Annotated in this window: 24 protein-coding genes and 1 tRNA gene; 10 read left to right on the top strand and 15 right to left on the bottom strand. The window is 63.7% G+C overall.

The features are described 5' to 3' along the window. The first annotated feature begins 64 nt into the window (after positions 1 to 64). The 3 genes from LI72_RS04440 (at position 65) to LI72_RS04430 (ending at position 4,159) form a co-directional block, all read left to right on the top strand. Entirely contained in the window at positions 65 to 970 is a 906-nt protein-coding gene (locus LI72_RS04440; RefSeq protein ID WP_033924640.1) for a haloalkane dehalogenase, read from the top strand. Between the two features lie 82 nt (positions 971 to 1,052). Continuing rightward, positions 1,053 to 1,865: a LytTR family DNA-binding domain-containing protein gene (locus LI72_RS04435; RefSeq protein WP_197051816.1), complete on the top strand. Its 813-nt coding sequence runs from the start codon at positions 1,053 to 1,055 to the stop codon at positions 1,863 to 1,865. A 149-nt stretch (positions 1,866 to 2,014) separates the two neighbouring features. Beyond that, positions 2,015 to 4,159: a prolyl oligopeptidase family serine peptidase gene (locus tag LI72_RS04430; protein WP_197051814.1), complete on the top strand. Its 2,145-nt coding sequence runs from the start codon at positions 2,015 to 2,017 to the stop codon at positions 4,157 to 4,159. A gap of 41 nt (positions 4,160 to 4,200) precedes the next feature. Here the strand turns inward: LI72_RS04430 and LI72_RS04425 are convergent, their stop codons facing one another. From LI72_RS04425 to LI72_RS04390, 8 genes are all read right to left on the bottom strand, one after another. Further along, positions 4,201 to 4,500: a hypothetical protein gene (locus LI72_RS04425; RefSeq protein ID WP_156139480.1), complete on the bottom strand. Its 300-nt coding sequence runs from the start codon at positions 4,498 to 4,500 to the stop codon at positions 4,201 to 4,203. 78 nt (positions 4,501 to 4,578) lie between these two features. Further along, complete coding sequence (locus tag LI72_RS04420; protein WP_033924637.1) at positions 4,579 to 4,782, bottom strand: hypothetical protein; 204 nt, start codon at positions 4,780 to 4,782, stop codon at positions 4,579 to 4,581. Continuing rightward, on the bottom strand, positions 4,782 to 4,961 hold the full coding sequence (locus tag LI72_RS04415; protein WP_033924636.1) for a DUF4169 family protein: 180 nt from the start codon (positions 4,959 to 4,961) through the stop codon (positions 4,782 to 4,784). The genes LI72_RS04420 and LI72_RS04415 overlap by 1 nt, the downstream gene beginning before the upstream one ends. 2 nt (positions 4,962 to 4,963) lie before the next feature. Continuing rightward, entirely contained in the window at positions 4,964 to 5,227 is a 264-nt protein-coding gene (locus LI72_RS04410; RefSeq protein WP_033924635.1) for a hypothetical protein, read from the bottom strand. Positions 5,228 to 5,238: 11 nt separating this feature from the next. Next, entirely contained in the window at positions 5,239 to 5,787 is a 549-nt protein-coding gene (locus LI72_RS04405) for a VOC family protein (RefSeq protein ID WP_033924634.1), read from the bottom strand. Beyond that, entirely contained in the window at positions 5,784 to 6,887 is a 1,104-nt protein-coding gene (hppD, locus tag LI72_RS04400; RefSeq protein ID WP_033924633.1) for a 4-hydroxyphenylpyruvate dioxygenase, read from the bottom strand. Before hppD ends, LI72_RS04405 begins: the two co-directional genes overlap by 4 nt. A gap of 150 nt (positions 6,888 to 7,037) precedes the next feature. Then, a tRNA-Arg gene (locus LI72_RS04395) sits at positions 7,038 to 7,114 on the bottom strand. 65 nt (positions 7,115 to 7,179) lie between these two features. Then, positions 7,180 to 7,623, bottom strand: coding sequence for a (deoxy)nucleoside triphosphate pyrophosphohydrolase (locus tag LI72_RS04390; RefSeq protein ID WP_443018112.1), 444 nt, complete (start codon positions 7,621 to 7,623; stop codon positions 7,180 to 7,182). A gap of 88 nt (positions 7,624 to 7,711) precedes the next feature. Here LI72_RS04390 and LI72_RS19500 point away from each other — a divergent pair, with 88 nt between their 5' ends. Beyond that, positions 7,712 to 7,882 (top strand): Flp family type IVb pilin, encoded by a 171-nt coding sequence (locus LI72_RS19500; RefSeq protein ID WP_081984742.1) that lies wholly within the window; start codon positions 7,712 to 7,714, stop codon positions 7,880 to 7,882. Positions 7,883 to 8,020: 138 nt separating this feature from the next. Further along, entirely contained in the window at positions 8,021 to 8,191 is a 171-nt protein-coding gene (locus LI72_RS04380; RefSeq protein WP_033924631.1) for a Flp family type IVb pilin, read from the top strand. 81 nt (positions 8,192 to 8,272) lie between these two features. On the opposite strand, the gene LI72_RS04375 is transcribed toward LI72_RS04380, so the two are convergent. The 5 genes from LI72_RS04375 to LI72_RS19495 all read right to left on the bottom strand — a co-directional run bounded on the left by LI72_RS04375 (position 8,273) and on the right by LI72_RS19495 (position 13,815). After that, the gene (locus LI72_RS04375) at positions 8,273 to 9,799 is read right to left on the bottom strand and encodes a M48 family metalloprotease (protein WP_443018111.1); all 1,527 of its coding nucleotides are present in this window, start codon (positions 9,797 to 9,799) and stop codon (positions 8,273 to 8,275) included. Between the two features lie 85 nt (positions 9,800 to 9,884). Further along, positions 9,885 to 10,832, bottom strand: coding sequence for an acetyl-CoA carboxylase carboxyltransferase subunit alpha (locus tag LI72_RS04370; protein ID WP_033925286.1), 948 nt, complete (start codon positions 10,830 to 10,832; stop codon positions 9,885 to 9,887). A 17-nt stretch (positions 10,833 to 10,849) separates the two neighbouring features. Next, positions 10,850 to 11,770 (bottom strand): tyrosine recombinase, encoded by a 921-nt coding sequence (locus LI72_RS04365; protein ID WP_033924630.1) that lies wholly within the window; start codon positions 11,768 to 11,770, stop codon positions 10,850 to 10,852. Between the two features lie 3 nt (positions 11,771 to 11,773). Then, positions 11,774 to 13,600: a hypothetical protein gene (locus LI72_RS04360; protein WP_033924629.1), complete on the bottom strand. Its 1,827-nt coding sequence runs from the start codon at positions 13,598 to 13,600 to the stop codon at positions 11,774 to 11,776. A gap of 5 nt (positions 13,601 to 13,605) precedes the next feature. Next, the gene (locus tag LI72_RS19495) at positions 13,606 to 13,815 is read right to left on the bottom strand and encodes a hypothetical protein (protein ID WP_081984740.1); all 210 of its coding nucleotides are present in this window, start codon (positions 13,813 to 13,815) and stop codon (positions 13,606 to 13,608) included. A gap of 119 nt (positions 13,816 to 13,934) precedes the next feature. Here LI72_RS19495 and LI72_RS04355 point away from each other — a divergent pair, with 119 nt between their 5' ends. From LI72_RS04355 to LI72_RS04340, 4 genes are all read left to right on the top strand, one after another. Beyond that, positions 13,935 to 14,459: a shikimate kinase gene (locus LI72_RS04355; RefSeq protein ID WP_033925285.1), complete on the top strand. Its 525-nt coding sequence runs from the start codon at positions 13,935 to 13,937 to the stop codon at positions 14,457 to 14,459. Next, a complete protein-coding gene (gene aroB, locus LI72_RS04350) occupies positions 14,447 to 15,559 on the top strand; it encodes a 3-dehydroquinate synthase (RefSeq protein WP_033924628.1) in 1,113 nt (370 codons plus the stop codon). The genes LI72_RS04355 and aroB overlap by 13 nt, the downstream gene beginning before the upstream one ends. A 125-nt stretch (positions 15,560 to 15,684) precedes the next feature. Next, complete coding sequence (locus LI72_RS04345; protein WP_052129496.1) at positions 15,685 to 16,377, top strand: DUF6975 family protein; 693 nt, start codon at positions 15,685 to 15,687, stop codon at positions 16,375 to 16,377. Positions 16,378 to 16,495: 118 nt separating this feature from the next. Further along, a complete protein-coding gene (locus LI72_RS04340) occupies positions 16,496 to 17,338 on the top strand; it encodes an AAA family ATPase (protein ID WP_033924627.1) in 843 nt (280 codons plus the stop codon). A 19-nt stretch (positions 17,339 to 17,357) separates the two neighbouring features. Here the strand turns inward: LI72_RS04340 and LI72_RS04335 are convergent, their stop codons facing one another. Continuing rightward, a complete protein-coding gene (locus tag LI72_RS04335) occupies positions 17,358 to 18,758 on the bottom strand; it encodes a methyl-accepting chemotaxis protein (RefSeq protein ID WP_033924626.1) in 1,401 nt (466 codons plus the stop codon). Between the two features lie 164 nt (positions 18,759 to 18,922). Here LI72_RS04335 and LI72_RS04330 point away from each other — a divergent pair, with 164 nt between their 5' ends. Further along, on the top strand, positions 18,923 to 20,110 hold the full coding sequence (locus LI72_RS04330; RefSeq protein WP_033924625.1) for a vWA domain-containing protein: 1,188 nt from the start codon (positions 18,923 to 18,925) through the stop codon (positions 20,108 to 20,110). A gap of 18 nt (positions 20,111 to 20,128) precedes the next feature. On the opposite strand, the gene pip is transcribed toward LI72_RS04330, so the two are convergent. Next, positions 20,129 to 21,076, bottom strand: a complete 948-nt coding sequence (gene pip, locus LI72_RS04325; RefSeq protein ID WP_033924624.1) for a prolyl aminopeptidase — start codon at positions 21,074 to 21,076, stop codon at positions 20,129 to 20,131. Positions 21,077 to 21,082: the final 6 nt, after the last annotated feature.

The raw sequence follows: 21,082 nt of genomic DNA, 5'->3' as shown, positions 1-21,082 counted from the left end.
GCACGTTGCGTGGAACGGATGAATATGTCATGAGCTATGCCATTAGTTTGAGGGAGCAAGGCTGATGCGCGTATTGAGGACACCGGACAATCGTTTCGCGAACATCCCCGATTATCCCTTTGCACCGCATTATGCCGAGATCGCCGATGCAAGCGACGGCACTCGGCTGCGCGTGCATTATGTCGATGAAGGCCCACGCGACGCCCCCGTTGTGCTGATGATGCACGGTGAACCGAGCTGGAGCTTTCTCTACCGATTCATGATCGGCCCGGTGGCGCAGGCCGGTTATCGCGTTCTTGCGCCCGACCTGATCGGGTTCGGCAAATCCGACAAGCTCGCTGCCAAGAGTGACTACAGCTATGCCCGCCATGTGGCCTGGATGCGGCGCTGGATCGAGAAGCTCGATCTCACCAACATTACGCTCGCCTGCCAGGACTGGGGCTCGCTGATCGGGCTGCGTCTCGTTGCCGAGATGCCCCAGCGGTTCAACGGTGTGGTGCTTTCCAATGGCGGCCTGCCTGCGGGACAGGATGCGCCGCGCGCCTTTGCGATCTGGCGGGCGTTTTCGAAATGGAGCCCGGTCTTTCCGATCGGCAGGATCATCGCACGCGGCACGGCACGGACGATGAGCGAGGCGGAGATCGCCGCCTATGATGCCCCCTTCCCCGATGGCAGCTTTAAGGCTGGCGCGCGCATCTTCCCGAGCTTCGTGCCCCTTGGGCCGAACGTCGCAGTGCCCGATCAGCTGAGAGCTTGGGAGGTGCTCGACCGCTGGGAAAAGCCCTTCCTGTGCTGCTTCAGCGACCGCGACCCGATCACCCGCGGCGGCGACGCGCTGTTCGTCGGCCGCGTGCCGGGGACCAAGGGGCAGAACCATTGCACCTTGAGCGGAAGTCACTTCATCCAGGAGGATGATCCGCAGGGGTTTGTCCGGTGCATCCTGGATGTGGCCAAACAGGCAAAGGGCTAGCGGCATTCAACAGCGCTGCGTTGCCCGGATATCGGGGCGGCTTTGCTTGCGGCAGGCGCGATGATAGGCTGTCGCCATGCTGATGCCGCAAGATCCCGCGACGCCTGTGCATGAGTCCTTGCCGCCGCCGAGCGTGGTGACCCTGTGGCTGTGCGGCTCGGCGGGTGTCTGGATCCTGTATCTGGCGGTGTTCCTCCAAGTACCCGGAGCCAGCCTGAATGGTGCCGCACTCAATGCCCTCGCCAATGTCGTGCCGCTGGCCTTGCTGGCGGCTGCCGCCCATTTGCTGGTGAAGCGCCATGTGATGCGTCTGTCGGTGCCTGCGCAGATCATCGCCCATGTGGCGATCGGAGCTGCCTTTGCAGCGGCATGGTTCGCGCTGGTGACGCTTGCGCTGGCGCTGATCGATTATGCGCAGAATGGCCGCTTCGACCTTGCCGGCTTTACCGGCGGCGCCTTCATCTGGCAGAACCTGCAAGGGCTGGTGCTGTACTGGGCTGTAATCGCGACGACCTATGCGGTACGCGGCGGGAGGGCGGCAGCGCCGGTCACGATCGTGTCCGCGCCCCCGCTCGAGCGCTATCTCACCCGCAAGGGCGATGACATCGCTCCGGTCAATGTGCGCGACATCATCCTGATTGCCGGGGCGCAAGATTATGCCGAGGTGACCACGCTGACTGATACGCATCTGGTGCGGATGAGCCTGAGCGAGTTCGAAAAGCGGCTCGACCCGCAGCGCTTCCTCCGCGTGCACCGCTCGCGGATCATCAATATCGATCATCTCGACTATGCCGAACCCGCCGGCGGCGGGCGACTGATCGCGCACATGACCGATGGCGCCACGGTTCCGCTCAGCCGGACAGGGTCGCAGGCGTTGCGCGCGTTGATCGTCTGATACGCCCGTTTGCGGGATCACAATGCCGTTTGGCCGCAAAATCCCCGCGCAGCACAGCATGCAGGCCACGGTGCGCCTTTCTCGATTCGAGGAGCACCGTGATGATACCTTCTTTCCCCCCAGTTCGCCCCGACTGCGAGACCGAGTTGGTGGCCGAATTGGACCGCCGCGGGTTGCTGTGCGCCTTGCTGGCCGCAGGAACGTCGCTCGGTCTGGAAAGACCAGCGTTCGCAAAATATCCCACCGCGCCATCGGGCGCCACCACCCGGACCATCCATGGGGTCACGCTTACCGATCCCTTTGGCTGGCTGGATCAGGCGACACTGCAAGATGCGCAAGTAATCAGGCTGCTGGCGGAAATCCAGGATGCTGCAGATCGCATCATGACGCCGTTGACCGAGCTGGTCGGCCAGATGCGAGCGGAGGCGAATACCGCCGTTCCGCCCCAAGCTCCTCCATTACCGGTGCGCGATGGCGATTTCGGCTATTGGAGCGACTGGTCGCAGGGTCGGCGCCAGCTGTGGCGCGTCGATCTTGCAAGCGGTACCCGGGAGCTTCTGCTCGATGCGGCCGAGCCCGATACAGATGGCAAGCCGATTGGCGAATTCGTAGCCTGGGATGTCTCGCCGGACGGTGCCACGCTGGCCTTTGCCACCATCGCTACGCCCGAACACCACGATGTGCGCTTCATCGACATTGCCACGCGCCGCATGCGGGCGGATCTCGTGCGCAATGTCGGCGTTCAGATCACCTCAGAGCGACTGGTGTGGACCGCCGACAGCCGCGGGATCGTCTATGGCGAAGTCGATGCATCGGGGCGGCCATGGCGTGCACGCATCCATTGGCTGGGCGCACCGCAGGGCGAAGGGCCGATCCTGTACACTGAGGCAGACCCTGCCTTTTTTATCGAAATCCGGCAAACCACCTCGGGCCGCTTTGCCCTGATCAATGCCGTTTCCGTCAATACCTCCGAAGTCCGCCTGCTCGACCGCCGAGGATATGAAACGGCGCAACTGGTCAGCATCCGCCGGCCAGCGCGCCTGTATACGGTCGATCATGGCGGTGGCGACGCGATCGACATTCTCACCAACGATACCCACCCCAATTTCCGATTGGTGCGCGCCCAGTTGGAGCAGCCGGATCACTGGACCGAGATACGAGCGCCGCAGGATCGCACCGGCCTTGCCTGGCATCAGGCGTTTCGTCGCCATCTCGTCGTGGCAGAGCGCCACGAGGGGAGCAGTCGTGTGCAGATTCTTGAGCGCGCCAGCGCAACATGGCGCAGCATTCCCGCTCCGGAACCGGTCGCCGTCATGGGGTTCGACCGCTGGACTGCCGGTCCAGAAGCCAATCGCGAGGCTGATCCCGACACGCTGCGGATCGGCGTCGGAACCTTTGCCCGGCCCAAGGGACAATTCGACTATCGATTTGCCGATGGCACGCTGCAGGATTTGCAGGCTCGTATCGGACCAACCGACGCTCATCTGACCGACCGCTATCTGACCGAGCGTCTGCATGCGATTGCGCCCGACGGAACTGTCATTCCGATGTCGATGATCCGCCCCCGCCACGGAAAACCGGTCGGCGCGGTGCTCTATGGCTATGGCGCCTATGGCGTGCCGTCGGACCCGGATTTCGATCCACAGCGCTTCAGCCTGCTTTCGCGCGGCGTGGCCTATGTGATAGCGCATGTCCGAGGCGGAGGCGATCTCGGCGGGGCCTGGCACGAGGCCGGCCGCGGACCGGCTCGCGGCAAGCCGGTCGATGATTTCATCGCCTGTGGTCGCGCGCTTGTGGCCCAGGGTCTCGTTCCGCCGGGCAGGATCGTGAGCATGGGGCGATCGGCGGGGGGCTGGCTGGTCGGTGCTGCGATGAACCGTGCGCCCGACCTCTGGGCCGGGGTGATGGCCGACGTACCCTTCGTCGATGTGCTCACGGCGCTCCTCACCCCGCAGAACCCCGTCGCCGCCGCCGAGCTGTCCGAGGTCGGCGATGTCATCAACGACCCGGCGGCCTTCGCCCGGGTCTTGTGCCTGTGTGCCTATCAGAACATCCCGGACCGCAAGCTCCCGCCCTTCTATCTCACTGCCTCGCTCGCCGATGTGCGGATACCATGGACCGGCGTGCTGAAATACGTGGCGCGGCTGCGGGCGGCGCATCCCGAGAACGAAGTGGTGCTGAGGCTGGATCGCAACGGCAACCACTGGGGCCCCGCCGATCCCAAAACGAGCGAGACATGGCAGGCAGAGCGTGTCGCTTTCACGTTGAGGGCTCTGGGAATCCACACTCAGTAACGGCCATCACATTCTTGCGCCGGCAAAGATGACAGGCCGGATCAGGTTTGGTGCGGTTTATCCGGGTCCTGCGGCTGTACCGCGGCCGTTGTCGCATCCTCTGGGGGATTGGCAGGCGCATCCAGTCGCGGCTTGATCAATCCTTCCCATAACGCCCAGCGAAGACAGGCAAGGAGAAAGCCCAGCCAGACGGGTACATTCACAATGGCCGGGAGATGGATGAACCCTGCATAGTCAGCGGTGATCAATGCAAAGCAGACCCAGCCGATAGCATTCAGCACGGGCCTGAACCGGTTGGTTTGACGCTCGATGCGCGCCGCGATGACGGACAATCGTTCCACGGTCGGAACATCTCATGATCAACGGTCAATCGCAACGGTATGACGACTGATGCCATACGCAACGGCAGTCTGGGCACGTCAGCCCTCGATCAGATCCAGATACGCCACTACATCATTGTCGGTCGCGATGAACAGGCCTTCCTGCACTTCTGCAGGTTCAAGTTCGGCGAGGCGCAGCGCCTCGGACAGCGGGCCGTAAAACAAGGTGGCTGCAGCGCCGCCTTCGGCCTCGCCATCAAGATGGTAGAGGCGGACGCTGACCTGGTTCGATGTCGAGCGCATCAGTCCTGCTCCCGCTTTGCGCCATCGATCAATCGCAGCGCGCGGGCCTGTTCGCTGGCCTGGCCCAGGCGCTCGGCCTTGGTGCGACCGAATTTGGCTCGGTTGGCGGCGGCGATGGCTTCGCCCTGCTTGCGCTTGATGGCCTTGCGCGCCTGACGCAGGTTGATGATCTCAACCATCGTCAGCCCCCCTGCCCAGCCTGTTCGGACATCTCGATGAAGTCGCGCGCCAGATCGCGCTCCGAACGATCCTCGAAGGTCTCGTCGATGTCGGGCGCCTGGCCAAACATGAACAGCATGCACCAGATCGCAAAGCGCTCGCCGGGCACCGTCGCCAGCCCCAGATCGACCTGCATGCGCTCGATTGCCGCATCCACCGCCTGCGGGGCGATGCCGGCGGGATTGCGCGTGCCGAAATAGCGTTCGAGCTGGTCTTCAAAGGTCATGGCAACGACCCTTAGGCGGCATCGGGATCCTTGTGCAACCAGTCCGCATGGCGCGGTGCCTTTTTGGTCTGGCTCCATTCGTCGAGCATCAGTGGCGCGACGCGCTTCAGCTCCTCATAATGCTCGGGCTTGCCGATATTGCAGGCAAGCTCGACGCGGTGGCCATTGGGATCGAAGAAATAGATCGAGCGGAAGATGCCGTGGAACGTCGGGCCCAGCACGTCGATGCCCAGTCCTTCGATATGCGCCTTGGCCGCCAGCAACGCGTCCAGGTCCGCGACCTCGAAGGCGATATGCTGCACCCATTCGGGCGTATTGGCATCACGCCCCATCTCGGGCTGCTGCGGAAGTTCGAAGAACGCCAGCACATTGCCGCCGCCGCAATCGAGGAACACGTGCATGTACGGGTCATAGGCGCCAGTCGAGGGCACATGATCTTCGGAAAAGGCGCTGGTATAGGTCATCCCCAGCACCTTTTCGTACCATTCCACCGTCTCCTTCGCGTCCTTGCAGCGATAGGCGACGTGATGGATGCGCGAGAGGGCAAAGGGTGCGGTCATTCCGCAGGTTCCTGGACCTTCAGCACGCCGCGGCGCAGCTGATCTTCTTCCATCGACTTGAACAGCGCGGTGAAGTTGCCATTGCCAAAGCCTTCGTCCTTCTTGCGCTGGATGAATTCGAAGAATACCGGGCCGATCACCGGCTGACCGAAGATCTGCAGCAGCAGTCGCGGATCGTTGTTCTCGGTCGAGCCGTCGAGCAGGATACCGCGCATCTGCAATTCTTCCACCGGCTCGCCGTGCCCCGGCAGACGCTCTTCCAGCGCTTCGTAATAGGTGCCCGGCGGCGGGGTCATCAGCGGCGCGCCCATCGCCTTGATGCGGTCGAGACAGGCGATCAGGTCGTCGCAGATGAACGCGATATGCTGGATGCCCTCGCCGTTATAGGCGCGCAGGAACTCGTCGATCTGGCCGCCGCCCTTGGCGCCTTCCTCGTTCAGCGGAATACGGATCTTGCCATCGGGCGCGGTCATCGCGCGGCTGGTGAGGCCGGTATACTCGCCCTTGATGTCGAAGAAGCGGATCTCGCGGAAGTTGAACACGCGCTCGTAGAACTTGGCCCAATGGTCCATGCGGCCGCCATAGACATTGTGCGTCAGGTGATCGATCATGCGGAAGCCCGCGCCGACAGGATGACGTTCGACGTCGGGCAGATATTCGAAATCGATGTCATAGATCGACAGCGCCTCGGGATTGTCGAGCGAGGCATAGCGATCGATCAGATAGATCATCGCGCCGCCGATGCCGCGGATGGCAGGCAAGCGCAGTTCCATCGGGCCGGTGCGGGTTTCCACCGGCTCCGCGCCGCGCGCCAGCGCCTCCTGATAGGCCAAGCGCGCATTATGCACGCGAAAACCCATCCCGCAGGCCGAAGGGCCATGCTCGGCGGCGAAATAGGCCGCGGGGCTGGCGGGTTCGTAATTGGCGATCAGGTTGATATCGCCCTGCCGCCACAGATGGACGTCCTTCGAGCGATGCTGCGCGATGCGGGTGAAGCCCATGGCGGTGAACACCGGTTCCAGCAGACCCTTTTCGGGTGCGCAGAATTCAATGAATTCGAACCCGTCCAGGCCCAGGGGGTTCTCGAAAAGATCGGCCATCGCAGCGCACTCCCGCATGTTCTTGAATGAGCATGCAGGATAACCGACCACCAATTTGGTGTCAAATGAAACTATATTGGTGTAAGGCGTGCAGACGCAAAGCCACCTGGATGGTGGCTCCATCTTCTTGATTTTGCGATGTCAGGAAAATGGTGCGCCCGGAACGATTCGAACGTCCGACCCTCAGATTCGTAGTCTGATGCTCTATCCAGCTGAGCTACGGGCGCGTTGGAGTGGCGCAGATAGACAGAGGTTTTCCGCTTGGCAACACCTTTTTGCTGCCTGCCGACAATTAAACGATGGCACCTGCTGAAGAGGCCCGCCCTGCCTGCATTTGCGCAATGATGGCGAGCAGCGGAAGATCGGCCGGCGGCATCGGCAGCGTGTAGAGTTCGTCCATCGTGGCCCAGCGCAGCGCGGTGGCATGCAACGCCTGCGGTTCGCCCTGCCAGGCGGTGCAACGAAACAGCAGCAGCACCAGATGTCGCGGCCCCAGCGGCGCGCTGGCAAAGGTCATCGGAATACAATCGGCCGGGTCCACGGCGATTCCCAGTTCCTCGGCCAGTTCGCGCACGAGTGCGCGCTCGGGCGATTCCCCGGGCTCGATCTTGCCGCCGGGAAATTCCCACAGACCGGCCATCGTCGTCCCTTGCGGCCGTTGCTGTACCAGAACGCGGTCCTCGGGATCGCACAACAATGCAGCCACAACGGGGAGGAGTGTCGGATTAATTTCCATCATGCGGCCCGCATTTAACCTTTTGACAAGAGTTTCGCGCGATTTTCACGCGGGGGCAAACTGGTCCCCGGCAAGTTTCGGAACCGCCATGCGCCAGAAATTCAGGAAAATTGCCAGCTCAAAAAAAGCGGCAACGGCCATTGAATATGGCCTGATTGCTGCGTTGGTCGCGGTTGCCGCCATGACAGCCATCCAGTCCGTTGCCTCGTCAACCACCACGATGTGGACCAAGGTGCAGACCGAAGTGACCAAAAAGTAATCCGCCGACTGTCGAAAAATTTTATGATCTGACCGCCTTAACGAATTTAAAACCAATCTGAAGTATCCCCAACGGGCTTATCCGGAAGAAACGCCGGAGCCAGCGGGGAAGTGAAGATAGCCTAACAGGAGACCTGACATGAAGACCATTCGCAATCTTTTCGCCGACAAGAAGGGTGCAACCGCCATCGAGTATGGCCTGATCGCCGCTCTGATCGCCGTCGCCGCCATCACCGCCATGGGCAGCCTGGGCAGCAGCCTGTCGGGCACGTTCACCAAGGTGGGCACCGAAGTGGCCAAGGGCAACTGAGTATCGTCTGATACTCCAAGCCTCAAAAGCTTTGACGAAAGGGCCGGCGAGCAATCGCCGGCCCTTTTTGATTCCAGGCTCTCAATAGGTCACGATCTTGACCTTCTGACCGGGCGCGAGCGTCGCGGTCGATGATAGACCGTTGAGCGCGATGAACCGTTCGGCCTTAAGGTCGTCATAGGCCATCCGCGCTGCCAGCCGCTGGATGGTGTCACCACGCTGCACCGTGACCACTCTCAAGCGGCGCGGCTTGATCTGCGTGGCTTCCGCGCCGCTGAGGCGGCGGACGCTCTGGTACATCGGCGTGAACACCCCGCTCTGCCCGGCAGGGGTGAGCGCGACGAAATGATAGGCGCGGTTGTTGGCAAAGGCATAAGCGAACACGGTCACGTCCAGCACCTGTCGGTTCGCGGTCACCCGGCCCGTCGCATAGGCTGCCGGCAGGCCGTTGACCGTGGTCCGCTGGATCTGGCCATAATCGATCCGCTGGTTCGCGCCTCCGACTGCGGCAAATGCCTGATCGACATAGCGCGACAGATCGCCCGAATAAGACCCCATCGTGAACTGCGCCTGCGCCGATTGACCGCTGACGGTTACCGCCGTCGTGCCGTTCTGCATCGCATAGCCTGCGGGAACCGCAAATTTCAGCCCCAGCTCGGGATGCAGAAACTCCCTGCCCTGAACCATCCCCTGCTTGGGATCATCGCCGTAGAGCAGGCCATCGATTCGGGTGAGGAAGATGTCGCGATTGCGCGTGGTGCCGCCAAACTGGCGGGCTATGGTCGACGCGCGGGTTACCCGGCGCGCGGGATCAGGGTGGGTGCTGGCCCAGGCGGGGACCGAGCGGGCATCGCCGCCCTGCGCGCGCACGTCGATCGCCTGCTGGGCCGCCAGCGAAGCCAGCATCGATGACAGCGCCTGGGGATCATAGCCCGCGCTGCTGAGATAGCGGACGCCCAGATCGTCAGCCTCCTCCTCCTGCTTGCGCGAATATTTGAGCGTCAGCAGCTGGCTGCCCGTGCCGAACACCTGCTGGCCCAGCTGGCCTGCGGTCCCATCGCCCAGCAGCACCGCCGCGCCGATCTGCCCCAGCAACCCGATGATGCTGTTGCGTTGCGCCGCCTTCTGCCGCTTTTCCGAATGTCGCGCGGCGACATGGCCGACTTCGTGACCCAGCACGCCGGCCAGTTCCGCCTCGTCATTCATCAGCGCCAGCAGCTGCCGAGTGACATAGACATAGCCGCCGGGGATCGCGAACGCGTTGTTCACAGGCGAATTGAGCAGCGTCACGGTAAAATCGTCGCGCGCATTGCCCAGGCCCGATTGCACTGCAATGCCCTTGCCCACTTGCACGACATAGCTGGTCTGCGGCACCTGATAGGCCCCGCCGAATTCCTCGAGCAGCTGCGGATGCGCCTCGGCACCCTGGCGCTTTTCGGCGGCCGTGATCGATTGCGCCTGCGCAACCAGCGCCTCGGCGCGGGGCGTGATGCCATCGCTTGCGATCACCAGCGCGCCTGCGCCCGCCGCTGCCATCATCGCCAGAAGCCTGATTCGCCGCGCCATATTGCTCTCCTTCACGTTACGGGCATCGCCCTTGATCTGCATGATGCCGCCAAGCAGCCGCAGGATCAAATGGCGTTGCCCGCACAACGATGCAGGCGCCAGGGAGTTGCGCGATTTTACAGACCGTTCAGAGGGCGCCGATGGCGAGGAAGCGAGCCTCGCGCGCAGCCTTGAGCTCTGCAGGCGATTTGGCCTTCAACGTCTCCAGCTCCTCGCGGATCGCCTTGCCGAGTTCGAGAATGGCCTGGCCATGGTCGCGATGCGCGCCGCCCACCGGTTCCTTGACGATCCGGTCGATGACGTTGAGCCGCTTGAGATCTGCCGCCGTCACCTGCATCGCTTCGGCGGCGTCGGACGCGCGGTCGGCGGTGCGCCACAGGATGGAGGCGCAGCCCTCGGGAGAAATGACCGAATAGACCGCATGTTCGAACATCAGCACGCGCTCGGCAGACGCCAGCGCTACCGCACCGCCCGAGCCGCCCTCGCCGACGATCGCGGAGACCATCGGCACGCCCAATGTCAGGCAGCGTTCGGTCGACCGGGCAATCGCCTCGGCCTGGCCGCGCTCTTCGGCCTGCACGCCGGGAAAGGCACCCGAAGTGTCGACCAATGTTACAACTGGCAGGCCGAACCGGTCGGCCAGATCCATCAGGCGGATCGCCTTGCGATAGCCTTCCGGCTTGCCCATGCCGAAATTGTGCCGGATGCGGCTTTCGGTGGTGTCGCCCTTCTCGTGGCCGATCACGACCACGCGCTGCTCGCCCATGCGCGCAAAGCCGCCCATGATCGCCTTGTCGTCGCCAAATGCCCGGTCACCCGCCAGCGGTAGGAAGTCGTCGAACATGCCTGCGACATAATGCTTGAAGTGCGGGCGCGCCGGGTGACGCGCGACCTGCGTCTTCTGCCACGGGGTCAGCCCGGCATAGGTGGACGCCAGCAGCTTGCGCGACTTGGCGGCAAGCCTTTCGATCTCGCTTTCGATGTCGATCTCGCCGGTATCGGCGGTCTCGCGCAGTTCGGCGATGCGCGCATCCAGCGCGGCGATCGGTTTCTCGAATTCCAGATAGCTTGTGATTGTCATGGTGTGTCCTGCTAGCCATGCCGCCGCGGATCGGCAAGGTTCATCTGCGCGAGCGGATGGCGGCGGTTGACCAGCTCGATCAGGCGGCGACTGTCGACATGCGTATAGATCTGCGTCGTCGCGATATCGGCATGGCCCAGAAAGGTCTGCAAGGTGCGCAAGTCCGCCCCGCCTTCGAGCAGGTGCGTGGCAAAGGCATGGCGCAGCACGTGCGGGCTGACGCGTGCCGGATCAAGCCCGGCGCTAACGGCGAATTCCTTGATCAGCTGATACAACCGGATGCGGCTGATATGCCCGGTGCGTGAGGGAAACAGCCAGCGCGGATCGGCGACCGGAATCGCGAGCCAACGCGCGAGCGCCATCCGGGCGCGCGACGAGATCGGCACAAGCCGCTGCTTGCCGCCCTTGCCGGTAATGGCGAGCAGTGGACGCCCGGCATGCGCGGCACTGCGCGGCAGGCTGACCAGCTCGCTGGCCCGCAGGCCCGATCCGTAAAGAAGCTCTATCAGCGCCAGCAGCCGCACATCGGCGGGGCGGGCATCGGGCGATGCCGCGCGTTCCTCCGCAAGCGTGAACAGCCGGGCAATGTCATCATGGCTCAGGATCTTGGGCAACGGGCGTTGCACCTTGGGGCGGGCCAGCATCGCATGCGCCTGCCGTGGCGCCAGGCCCAGCCCCTCGTCTTCCAAGAAAGCGAAAAAGCCGCGCAGCGCCGAGCTCTTGCGCGCAAGCGTGCTCGCCGCGAGCGAACGCCAGTGATGGTCGAGCAGGCCGCGCGCGGCATCATCGGCCTCCGCCAGCCTGCCACCAAGCGCACCGGATGCCTGTTCCAGATCGCGGCGATAGGCAGCGAGCGTGTTGGCCGACGCCCCCCGCTCTGCCGCCATCATCTCCAGATACCGTTCGATCAGCCGGGCGTCGTCGCCAGCCATCGATCAGGCGCGGCTGACGGCTTCTGCAGCGATCATCCGCGCCTCGGCCTGCCGTCCGGCGATGCGCAGCGCGGAGACGACGTGATACAGCTGGCGCGGTGTCATCGCCGACCAGTCGTTGCCCTGCATGCCCATGCCGACCAGCAACGTCACCAGCCCATCGTTGCCCTGCGAGGCGGCGGCTCGAATGGCGCGCGACCAGCGTGATTCACCGCCAAGCCCGATGCCGAGATCATCCGCCAGCGAATCGCGGTCCGCGCTGCTGATGCGCCCCAACCCGGCCAATCCGGCGACCAGGAACGCGCTCTTGCGCGCCTCCTCGCTCTGGTCGGTATCGAAGAACTCTCCGACATCGGATGCCGAAATCTGGGAGCGTCCCGGGACGGCCAGCGAAAGGACGGCCCAGCCGAGGCTGCCCGTTGACACCACCTGCGACCAGCGCGCCGCGCTGGTGTCAAAGCCTGCCGAGACCATCGAGACGATCAGGTCATCAGCATAGTCGGACAGATCATCCGAAGGCGCAACGCGCGCTGCGGCATGCGCCGTCAGCACATGCGCCGAATAGCGCACGAAGGCGTTTTCAGACCGGTTCCACAGCGCCTGCATCGCGCGGACGCGATCATCGACATCGGCGGCGACATAAGCGGTGCGCAGCAGCGCCATGCGATCTCGCAGGGCCTCATCGGTACCGGGATCGTCAAAGGTCGCGCCGTACAGATCGATCATGTCCGCGCTGGACATCACACCCATGGCTGCGGCCATATCGGCGGCCTGGACGCGCGAGGCGAGCGGAGCCATTGGCGCGCGAGCACGCCAGGCCTGATAGTTCCGATCGGCACTGGCATAGAGTGCTTCGGGCGGCTCGATGCCGGCGGTCAGCGCCAGGCCGAACCGCCAGCGGGTCAGCTGGTCGACATCATCCCATTGCACCGTGACCGCACGCCTGCCGTTCTGGCTCGCCCCGACGATCTTTTCCGCCAGCACGACATCGATCCGGTCCATGCCGGCCTGGCGTCGTGCGCGGTCGATCTGTTCGCGCGCCGCGCTGCCCTCTCCCGAAAAGCCCGAGCAGATGGCACGGATCAGCTGCCACTGGTTGCCCTTGGCGGCATCGGTGGCAAACGGCACCAGCGGGCACATGCCCAGCGGATCGGCCGAGGCGACATAGCTGTCGAGCGCGACATTGAGCAGGCGGGGTGTCGCCGCCGGCGGATCGACCGCCTGCACCATGCGCACCGCCCCATCGGCCGAGCCGATGCGCAGCAGCAAGGCCGCGCGCTCGGCCGCCCAGTTGGCACCATTGAGGCCCTGTGGCGTATCGAGTTCGCTCAGCAGCAGCTTCTGCAACCCCAGCGAGGCCCAGCGCGAGATGATCCGGCCACCGGTGCGGCGCACCAGGGTCTGCGCATAGGCTCCGCCGATGTTGCCAAGCGAAACCGCAGCGAAACCGCCATTAGCCTCAGTCAGCGGGCCGATCCGGTCGAGCGAGCGCCGTGCACTGGGAGGCAGCGCCTGGGTCAGCGCAAGCTGCGCCTCCATCTCTTCCTGCAGCTTGGCGAGCTCTTCGCTCAGTTCCGCGTCGGTGGGCTCCTGCCCCGCCAACGAGGGCAAGGGCACCTGCGGCAGCGGCACCGATGGGCCGGAAGGCACCGGCGCCACCCTGCCGGGTTCAGCGGGCGACGGCGGTTCGGCCTGGGACGGTGCCGGCGCAGGGTCGTTGAAACCGGGAGGCAGCAGCGATTCCGGCGCCTCGTTCTGACCAATCACCGGCGCCGATACGAACGCCACCGCCAACAGGCTGGCGCAGGCCAGATACATCCCTCGCCGCATCTGGTTCAGCCCTCGGGCAGCGCGGTATCCGGGCCGGCAGTGCCACTGGCGGCAGCGGGCAGCGGAATGGTCTTCTCGACACGCTGGGTCGGCACTTCGCCGCCCCTGGACCAGGCAAGCACCACGAATGCGATCAACACCACGCCCAGCACCGCCAGGATGATCGGCCCCATCGGCCGCCTGCGCCGTCCGTAATTCTGTCCCAAAATGGCCATGGCCAGGATATTCTCCGTGAAGGTCAAGATAACTTGCGCCACCGCCTAGCCTATTTATAGGCTGCGCGGCAATGCTGCAGAACCGAAAATCAGACCCCGCGAAGCTGGCGGGCGATATCATGCAATGGCTCGACCGGCCCCTTGTGCTGGTGGGCCTGATGGGTGTGGGCAAATCGACCGTTGGCAAGCGGCTGGCGAGTGATCTGGGCATCGGCTTCATCGATGCCGACGAGGAGATCGAGACCGCCGCGCAGATGAGCATCTCCGAAATCTTCGAGAAATTCGGCGAGCCCTATTTCCGCGATGGCGAGCGCCGGGTGATTTCCCGGCTGATCGATGGCACGCCGCGGATCATCGCCACCGGAGGCGGTGCCTTCATGAATGAGGAAACGCGCGCGCTGATCCTGACCGGGGCGATCGCGATCTGGCTGGATGCCGACCTGCAGACCCTGGTCGACCGGGTCAGCCGCCGCAACACCCGTCCGCTGCTACGCAACGGCAATCCTGGCGAAGTGCTCGCCAGGCTCGCCGAAGTGCGCAACCCGATCTACGCCGAGGCGCAGATCCACGTCCGCAGCAAGGACGGTCCGCACAACCGCACGGTCCTGGCAATACTGGAGGCACTTGCCCGATGGCACGGCTGAACATCGCGCTGGGCCAGCGCAGCTACGATATCCTGGTGGAAGCGGGGGCTTTCGATACCCTCGCCGACCATCTGGCCCCCTGGATCAAGCGTGGCCGCACCTTGTGGATCAGCGACAGCCAGGTCGCGCAGCACCACTGGCCGCGGATCGAGGCGCAGCTTCAGGCTGTCGGCATCACCGCGCACCTGCACATCGTGCCTGCCGGCGAAGCGAGCAAGAGCTGGGCGGAACTAACACGGCTGATAGACTGGCTGCTGGCGATGGGGGTCGAACGCAGCGACACCATTTTCGCGCTGGGCGGTGGAATGATCGGCGATCTGACCGGGTTTGCGGCATCGATCGTCAAGCGCGGCTGCGACTTCGTGCAGCTGCCCACCACCTTGCTGGCGCAAGTGGATAGCTCGGTTGGCGGAAAGACCGCGATCAACACGGCGGCGGGCAAGAACCTGGTCGGCACGTTCCACCAGCCGCGTTTCGTGCTGATCGATCCGCTGGTGCTCGCCACCCTGCCTCCGCGCGAAATGCGCGCGGGCTATGCCGAGGTGGTCAAATATGGCCTGATCGACGATGCGCCGTTCTACGACTGGTGCGAGGCGCATGGCGAACGCGTGCTGGCGCAGGACCCGGCAGCGCTTGAGCAGGCGATCGTCACCAGCGTTGCCGCCAAGGCGCGGATCGTGGGCGAGGACGAGCGCGAGACCAAGGATCGCCGGGCACTGCTCAACCTGGGCCATACCTTCGGCCATGCGCTCGAGGCGGACACGGGTTTTGGCGACAGGCTGCTCCACGGCGAAGCGGTCGGTGCAGGCATGGTGCTCGCCTTGCGCTATTCGGCCCGGCGCGGGCTGAGCCCGATGAGCGATGCCGACCGCGTGGCTGCGCATCTTGCCGCCTGCGACATGCCCGCCACCTTGGCCGCTGCCGGTGTCACGGCCTCTGGGGCGGAATTGGTCGATCATATGCGGCACGACAAGAAAATGACCGGGGGCACCCTGCCCTTCCTGCTGCTGCGCGGAATCGGCCAGACGTTCGTCTGCCATGATGTCGATCTGGACGACGTGGCGCAGTTCCTCGACGAGGAACACCGCCGCGTCGCATAAAGGCCTGCGGCGTAAACGTTCTCTTTAGGACGATGCGATATGGCCATGAGGTGGGGGCAGGCTTTGCGCCTGCCTGCCACACCTGAAACTGCCCGAAAAGCCAAGCCAAGCAGGGATACTGCATCGTGTCGTTCATACCGCCCGGAGCCTTTGACCGCGCCCAACCAGAAGCCGCGCCGCCGCGGTCGCTGGTGGCTGCACTGGCGCAGGGCAGCAGCGAAACGCATGACGCTGTCGTTGCACTGGTCGATCGGATCCAGCCCGCACGCGCCGTCGATCTGGCCGATGCGGCGCATTACCTGTGCCTGCTGCACGGCCGCTATCCTGGCCTTATCGATTATGCCGCCACCCGCAGCGCCGACCCGAAGGTCGGAAAGTGGCTGGCACATGCGTGCGAAGCGTTTGTCGGCGAACGCGCCTTGCTCACCCGGCTGACCGTGGCGGCAGGGCCGATCACGAGCACTCCCGGGCAGGACAGATGCACGCCTGCCATCATCAATCTGCGCGGAGCGCTCAATGCGCTGTCGCAATCCGATCGACAGGGCTGCGCACTGGGCGCTGCCTTTGCGCTGGCTCTGGATTGGGCCGGTGTTCGCGCGGTGATGGACATGATCGCCGAGCGCACCGGGCTCGACGTGCGCCCGTGCGCCCTTCCCTCGCCCGAGGAAACGCTGGCAATGGCAGAAGAGCTGAGCGAAAACGGCGCCATCGGTCGCGCCATCGGCTTTGGCGCGTCGCAGATGCTGATCCAGCACCGGCAATTCTGGGACATGCTCGCCGAGCGCGCATCGCTGCGCCGACTGCAGGACGGGCTTTGATCTGCCGCACCTGACGCGCACGTAAACGTAAAGCGCAAAGCCTCTGCACGCTTGCCAATCCTGATCAACGCCCCTATCGCTTAACCACTCAGTTAACAGCGGCAGGAAGGCGACGCCCATGCGTTTCGAAGGCACCAGCGATTATGTTGCAACCGACGATCTGAAGGTGGCGGTGAACGCAGCCGTGGCCTTGCGCCGCCCGCTGCTGGTCAAGGGCGAGCCCGGTACCGGCAAGACCGTTCTGGCGCATCAGATCGCGGCGGCCGCCAAGGCCCCGCTGATCGAATGGAACATCAAGTCGACCACCAAGGCGCAGCAGGGCCTGTACGAATATGACGCAGTGGCGCGTCTGCGCGACGGCCAGCTGGGCGACGAGCGCGTTCACGACATCGGCAACTACATCAAGAAGGGCAAGCTGTGGGAGGCGTTCACCGCGCCCGAACTGCCCGTGCTGCTGATCGACGAAATCGACAAGGCGGATATCGAGTTTCCCAACGATCTGTTGCAGGAACTCGATCGCATGGAATTCTACGTCTACGAGACCAAGGAACTGGTGAAGGCCAAGGAACGGCCGATCGTCGTCATCACCTCGAACAACGAAAAGGAACTGCCCGATGCGTTCCTTCGCCGCTGTTTCTTCCACTATATCAAGTTCCCCGATCGCGAGACGATGCAGGCGATCATCGACGTTCATTTCCCCGGCATCCAGAAGGTGCTGGTGCAGAAGGCGCTCGAGATCTTCTATGATGTGCGCGAAGTTCCGGGCCTGAAGAAGAAGCCGTCGACAAGCGAACTGCTCGACTGGCTCAAGCTGCTGCTGCACGAGGACATGCCTTTGGAAGTGCTGCAGTCGCGCGACCCCAGCAAGGCGATTCCGCCGCTGCATGGCGCACTGCTCAAGAACGAACAGGACGTGATGCTGTTCGAACGTCTGGCCTTCATGTCGCGCCGCAACAGCTGATCGGCATCAGCGCTGCAGCTCAGCGGATATAGGCCAGCTCGAAATTGCCCCAGTACCGACCCCTGATCCACAGCGGAACAAAGATGTTGCGCAGGATGCAGACGTTGCTGGGCGTCGGCTCGAACCTGTACACCGCCGCGTAATAGCGATCGTTCTGGTGAAGGATCGCCTCGCTGGTCGTGCGGTCGAGTACGATCATGCGGTTGCGGCAGTGGGTTGCGTCATGTGTCGCATCGCCGGTTGGTGCATGCGAGCGGATGGACAGATGCGTGGGCAGATAGCCATCCTGGTTGGATATGACCGCACCATAAGCCTGGGTGTCGTCGCCCCAGAACCGGTCGAGGATCGGACGGATGTGCGCATCGGCAAAGTCATTGAAGCGGTTGTCGTACCGCACCAGCCCAGGCTCGCCGCGCGGCCGATATTCGCGGTCGAACACGTCGCCTTCGGCCAGCGCCCCTGAATCGAGGTTGGCCTCGATCAGCCTGCGAATCTCGTCGCAGGTGGTCATCGCCATCTCGACAAACGGATTGTCGCGATGCGAAAGCCCGGTGTGCAAGAGCTTGTTGAACACCTCGTTCGACAGCGCCTCCAGCGCCGTGGTCTGACCGAGCGCGTCGTCGAGATGCTCGCTGCACCCTGCGACATCTTCCATGAAGACAAAGAGATTGTCGCACAGTTCGCCGGTGTCGGATCGGACCCCCGCGCTGGATTCGGCGATCGCATCGGTCTGGGCGGCGACATCGCGTACCATGTCGCCGGCCCGGCGGATGGCGATGTTGATCGTCTCGAAATGTCGCTGCGCGCTACGGCTCTGGTCGACACCGCGCTCGACCTGCGACACGAAGCGGCTCGCCTCGGTCCCCAAGGAATGCATCGTGGTCGAAATGCGGTCGGTGACCTGGCGTGTGTCCTGCGCCAGCTTCTTCACCTCGGCTGCGACGACCGCAAAGGTCGCCCCGGCAGCGCCTGCGCGCTCGGCCTCGATCGCGGCGTTCAGCGCGAGCATGTTGGTCGAACGGGCGATCGAATCGATGGTCTGGCTGGCGGTGATGACGTCCGCCATGGCATTGGCAAAGCGCTTAACATCCTCGCCCAGCGACTGGATCAGCGCGATCAGATCGTGCAGTTCCAGCGCGGAAACCTGCATGGTTTCCGAGCTTTTCTCGAGATTGTCGAAGGCGGCCTGGCTCTTGCGGCGGGCGGTGTCGGTGGCAATCACCACCTGTTCCTGTTCGTCGGACAGGTTGCGCGCGATCTGTTCGAGATAGGATCGCTTGTCGCCCAGCAGCGCCATGCGTTCGCGGACCGATCCGACAATCCCACCGACCCGGCTGGACCCGATAACGGATTCGCCGCAGCCTTCCGCCATCTGCTGGATGGCATCGCTCTCTGGCTGGACGGCGCGATGCTGCTGCATGAATGACCCCGGTTACGGCTATGAGCCAATGACTTAGCCTGCGATGGTTAATGTCCCGTAAAACGCCCCCGGTCTGGGCGCTTCGGGCTTGCCACAGGCTGTCAGTGTCGGCATCGTGTAGCCTGACGCAAACGTAAAGCCGCAGCAGCAGGGAACCGCGACCGATGTTCTTCTCTTTCATGGATGAATTGCGCAGCGCCGGGATATCGGTGTCGCTCAAGGAACATTTGCTGCTGCTGGAAGCGCTGCACCATCAGGTGATCGACCAGAGCCCTGAGGAATTCTATTATCTGTCGCGCGCCACCCTGGTGAAGGACGAGGGACTGCTGGACCGGTTCGATCAGGTGTTCGCCAAGGTGTTCAAGGGTCTGGACACCACGTTCCAGGGCAATGACAGCGCGACCATCCCCGAAGACTGGCTGAAGGCGGTGGCGGAAAAATTCCTCTCCGAAGAGGAGATGGAAAAGATCAAGTCACTGGGGTCCTGGGAAGAGATCATGGAGACGCTCAAGAAGCGGCTCGAGGAACAGGAAAAGCGCCACCAGGGCGGCAACAAGTGGATCGGCACCGGCGGCACCAGCCCGTTCGGCAATTCGGGCTACAATCCCGAAGGCGTGCGGATTGGCGGCGAAGGCAAGCACAAGAGCGCCATCAAGGTCTGGGAAAAGCGCGAGTATCAGAATCTTGACGACACCCGGCAGCTGGGCACGCGCAACATCAAGGTCGCACTGCGCCGCCTGCGGCGCTTCGCGCGCGAGGGCGTGGCAGACGAACTCGACATCGACGGCACCATCGATGGCACCGCGCGCCAGGGCTGGCTTGATATCCGCATGCGGCCCGAGCGGCACAATGCGGTCAAGCTGCTGCTGTTTCTGGATGTCGGCGGATCGATGGACCCGTTCATCAAGCTGTGCGAGGAACTGTTCTCGGCGGCAAAGACCGAATTCAAGAATCTCGAATTCTTCTATTTCCACAACTGCCTCTACGAAGGCGTGTGGAAGGACAACCGTCGCCGCTTCACCGAACGAACCAACACCTGGGACATCCTGCACAAATACGGGCACGATTATAAGGTGATCTTCGTCGGCGATGCATCGATGAGCCCTTACGAGATCAGCCACCCGGGCGGATCGGTCGAGCATTTCAACGACGAGGCCGGAGCCGTGTGGATGAACCGCGTGGTCAACACCTATCCTGCGGCGGCCTGGCTCAACCCGGTGCCCGAAAACCAGTGGGGCTATTCGCAATCGGTGCGGATGATCAAGGACCTGATGAAGGACCGCATGTATCCGCTGACGATCGAGGGTCTCGACGATGCGATGCGCGAACTGGTCCGCAAGCACGGCAACTGAGCCGCGTCGGGGAAGGCTTCAGGCCTTGGCTGCGTAACGGTCGGTCGCCGCGATCAGCCGGCTGAGGATGCCGGGCTCCGAATAGGCATGGCCTGCGCCTTCGACGAGATGGAAATCCATCTGCGGCAGCGCCTTGTGCAGCGCCCAGGCGTAATGGGCGGGGCAAGGCATGTCGTATCGACCATGCACGATGGTTCCGGGGATACCAGCCAGGCGCGGCGCATCGCGCAGCAGCTGGTCCGGCTCCAGCCAGCAACCATGGACGAAATAATGCGTCTCGATCCGCGCGAAGGCGAGCGCGAAATGGCCGTCATCGTGCTGCGCGGTGAGCCTCGGCTCGGGCAGCAACGTGATGACCTCACCCTCGTACAGGCTCCAGGCGCGCGCCGCGGCGACCTGCAGTTCGGGATCGGCGCCGGTCAGCCGCCGATGATAGGCGCCAAGCATGTCGCCGCGCTCTGCCTCGGGGATCAGCGCGACAAACCGCTCCCATTTGTCGGGAAACATCTGCGACACGCCGAACTGGTAGAACCAGTCCAGCTCTGGCTTTGTGCAGGTATAGATGCCGCGCAGCACCAGCTCCGACACGCGCTCGGGGTGCGTTTCGGCATAAGCCAGCGCCAGGGTCGAGCCCCACGAGCCGCCGAACACCAGCCATTGCGATGCCTCGACCAGATCGCGCAAGCGCTCGATATCGGCGACCAGATGCCAGGTCGTGTTGTTCTCCAGCGACGCGTGCGGTGCAGAGCGTCCGCACCCGCGCTGATCGAACAGCAGCACATCGTACAGAGCAGGATCGAACAGCCGCCGGTGCTCTGGCGAACAGCCGCCGCCGGGTCCACCGTGCAGGAACACCGCAGGCTTGCCCCCCGGTGTCCCTACCCGTTCGTAATAGACCTGATGCCCATCACCCGTATCGAGCATGCCTGTGGCATAGGGTTCGATCGGCGGGTAAAGGCTGGGCATCTGCGG

The organism is Sphingomonas sp. 35-24ZXX (assembly GCF_000786215.1).
Taxonomy (GTDB): domain Bacteria; phylum Pseudomonadota; class Alphaproteobacteria; order Sphingomonadales; family Sphingomonadaceae; genus Blastomonas.
This window is presented reverse-complemented; position numbering and strand designations above follow the sequence as displayed.

What these genes read in the sequence shown, in the direction of transcription:
- LI72_RS19500 (WP_081984742.1), top strand. Translation starts at nt 7,712, where the DNA reads ATGCGCCAGAAATTCAGGAAAATTGCCAGCTCAAAAAAAGCGGCAACG.
- hppD (WP_033924633.1), bottom strand. Translation starts at nt 6,887, where the DNA reads ATGGCCGATCTTTTCGAGAACCCCCTGGGCCTGGACGGGTTCGAATTC.
- LI72_RS04410 (WP_033924635.1), bottom strand. Translation starts at nt 5,227, where the DNA reads ATGACCTTTGAAGACCAGCTCGAACGCTATTTCGGCACGCGCAATCCC.
- LI72_RS04335 (WP_033924626.1), bottom strand. Translation starts at nt 18,758, where the DNA reads ATGCAGCAGCATCGCGCCGTCCAGCCAGAGAGCGATGCCATCCAGCAG.
- LI72_RS04420 (WP_033924637.1), bottom strand. Translation starts at nt 4,782, where the DNA reads ATGCGCTCGACATCGAACCAGGTCAGCGTCCGCCTCTACCATCTTGAT.
- LI72_RS04330 (WP_033924625.1), top strand. Translation starts at nt 18,923, where the DNA reads ATGTTCTTCTCTTTCATGGATGAATTGCGCAGCGCCGGGATATCGGTG.
- LI72_RS04390 (WP_443018112.1), bottom strand. Translation starts at nt 7,623, where the DNA reads ATGGAAATTAATCCGACACTCCTCCCCGTTGTGGCTGCATTGTTGTGC.
- LI72_RS04380 (WP_033924631.1), top strand. Translation starts at nt 8,021, where the DNA reads ATGAAGACCATTCGCAATCTTTTCGCCGACAAGAAGGGTGCAACCGCC.
- LI72_RS04440 (WP_033924640.1), top strand. Translation starts at nt 65, where the DNA reads ATGCGCGTATTGAGGACACCGGACAATCGTTTCGCGAACATCCCCGAT.
- pip (WP_033924624.1), bottom strand. Translation starts at nt 21,076, where the DNA reads ATGCCCAGCCTTTACCCGCCGATCGAACCCTATGCCACAGGCATGCTC.
- LI72_RS04340 (WP_033924627.1), top strand. Translation starts at nt 16,496, where the DNA reads ATGCGTTTCGAAGGCACCAGCGATTATGTTGCAACCGACGATCTGAAG.
- aroB (WP_033924628.1), top strand. Translation starts at nt 14,447, where the DNA reads ATGGCACGGCTGAACATCGCGCTGGGCCAGCGCAGCTACGATATCCTG.
- LI72_RS04405 (WP_033924634.1), bottom strand. Translation starts at nt 5,787, where the DNA reads ATGACCGCACCCTTTGCCCTCTCGCGCATCCATCACGTCGCCTATCGC.
- LI72_RS04415 (WP_033924636.1), bottom strand. Translation starts at nt 4,961, where the DNA reads ATGGTTGAGATCATCAACCTGCGTCAGGCGCGCAAGGCCATCAAGCGC.
- LI72_RS04365 (WP_033924630.1), bottom strand. Translation starts at nt 11,770, where the DNA reads ATGGCTGGCGACGACGCCCGGCTGATCGAACGGTATCTGGAGATGATG.
- LI72_RS04355 (WP_033925285.1), top strand. Translation starts at nt 13,935, where the DNA reads ATGCAATGGCTCGACCGGCCCCTTGTGCTGGTGGGCCTGATGGGTGTG.
- LI72_RS04375 (WP_443018111.1), bottom strand. Translation starts at nt 9,799, where the DNA reads ATGCAGATCAAGGGCGATGCCCGTAACGTGAAGGAGAGCAATATGGCG.
- LI72_RS04360 (WP_033924629.1), bottom strand. Translation starts at nt 13,600, where the DNA reads ATGCGGCGAGGGATGTATCTGGCCTGCGCCAGCCTGTTGGCGGTGGCG.
- LI72_RS04435 (WP_197051816.1), top strand. Translation starts at nt 1,053, where the DNA reads ATGCCGCAAGATCCCGCGACGCCTGTGCATGAGTCCTTGCCGCCGCCG.
- LI72_RS19495 (WP_081984740.1), bottom strand. Translation starts at nt 13,815, where the DNA reads ATGGCCATTTTGGGACAGAATTACGGACGGCGCAGGCGGCCGATGGGG.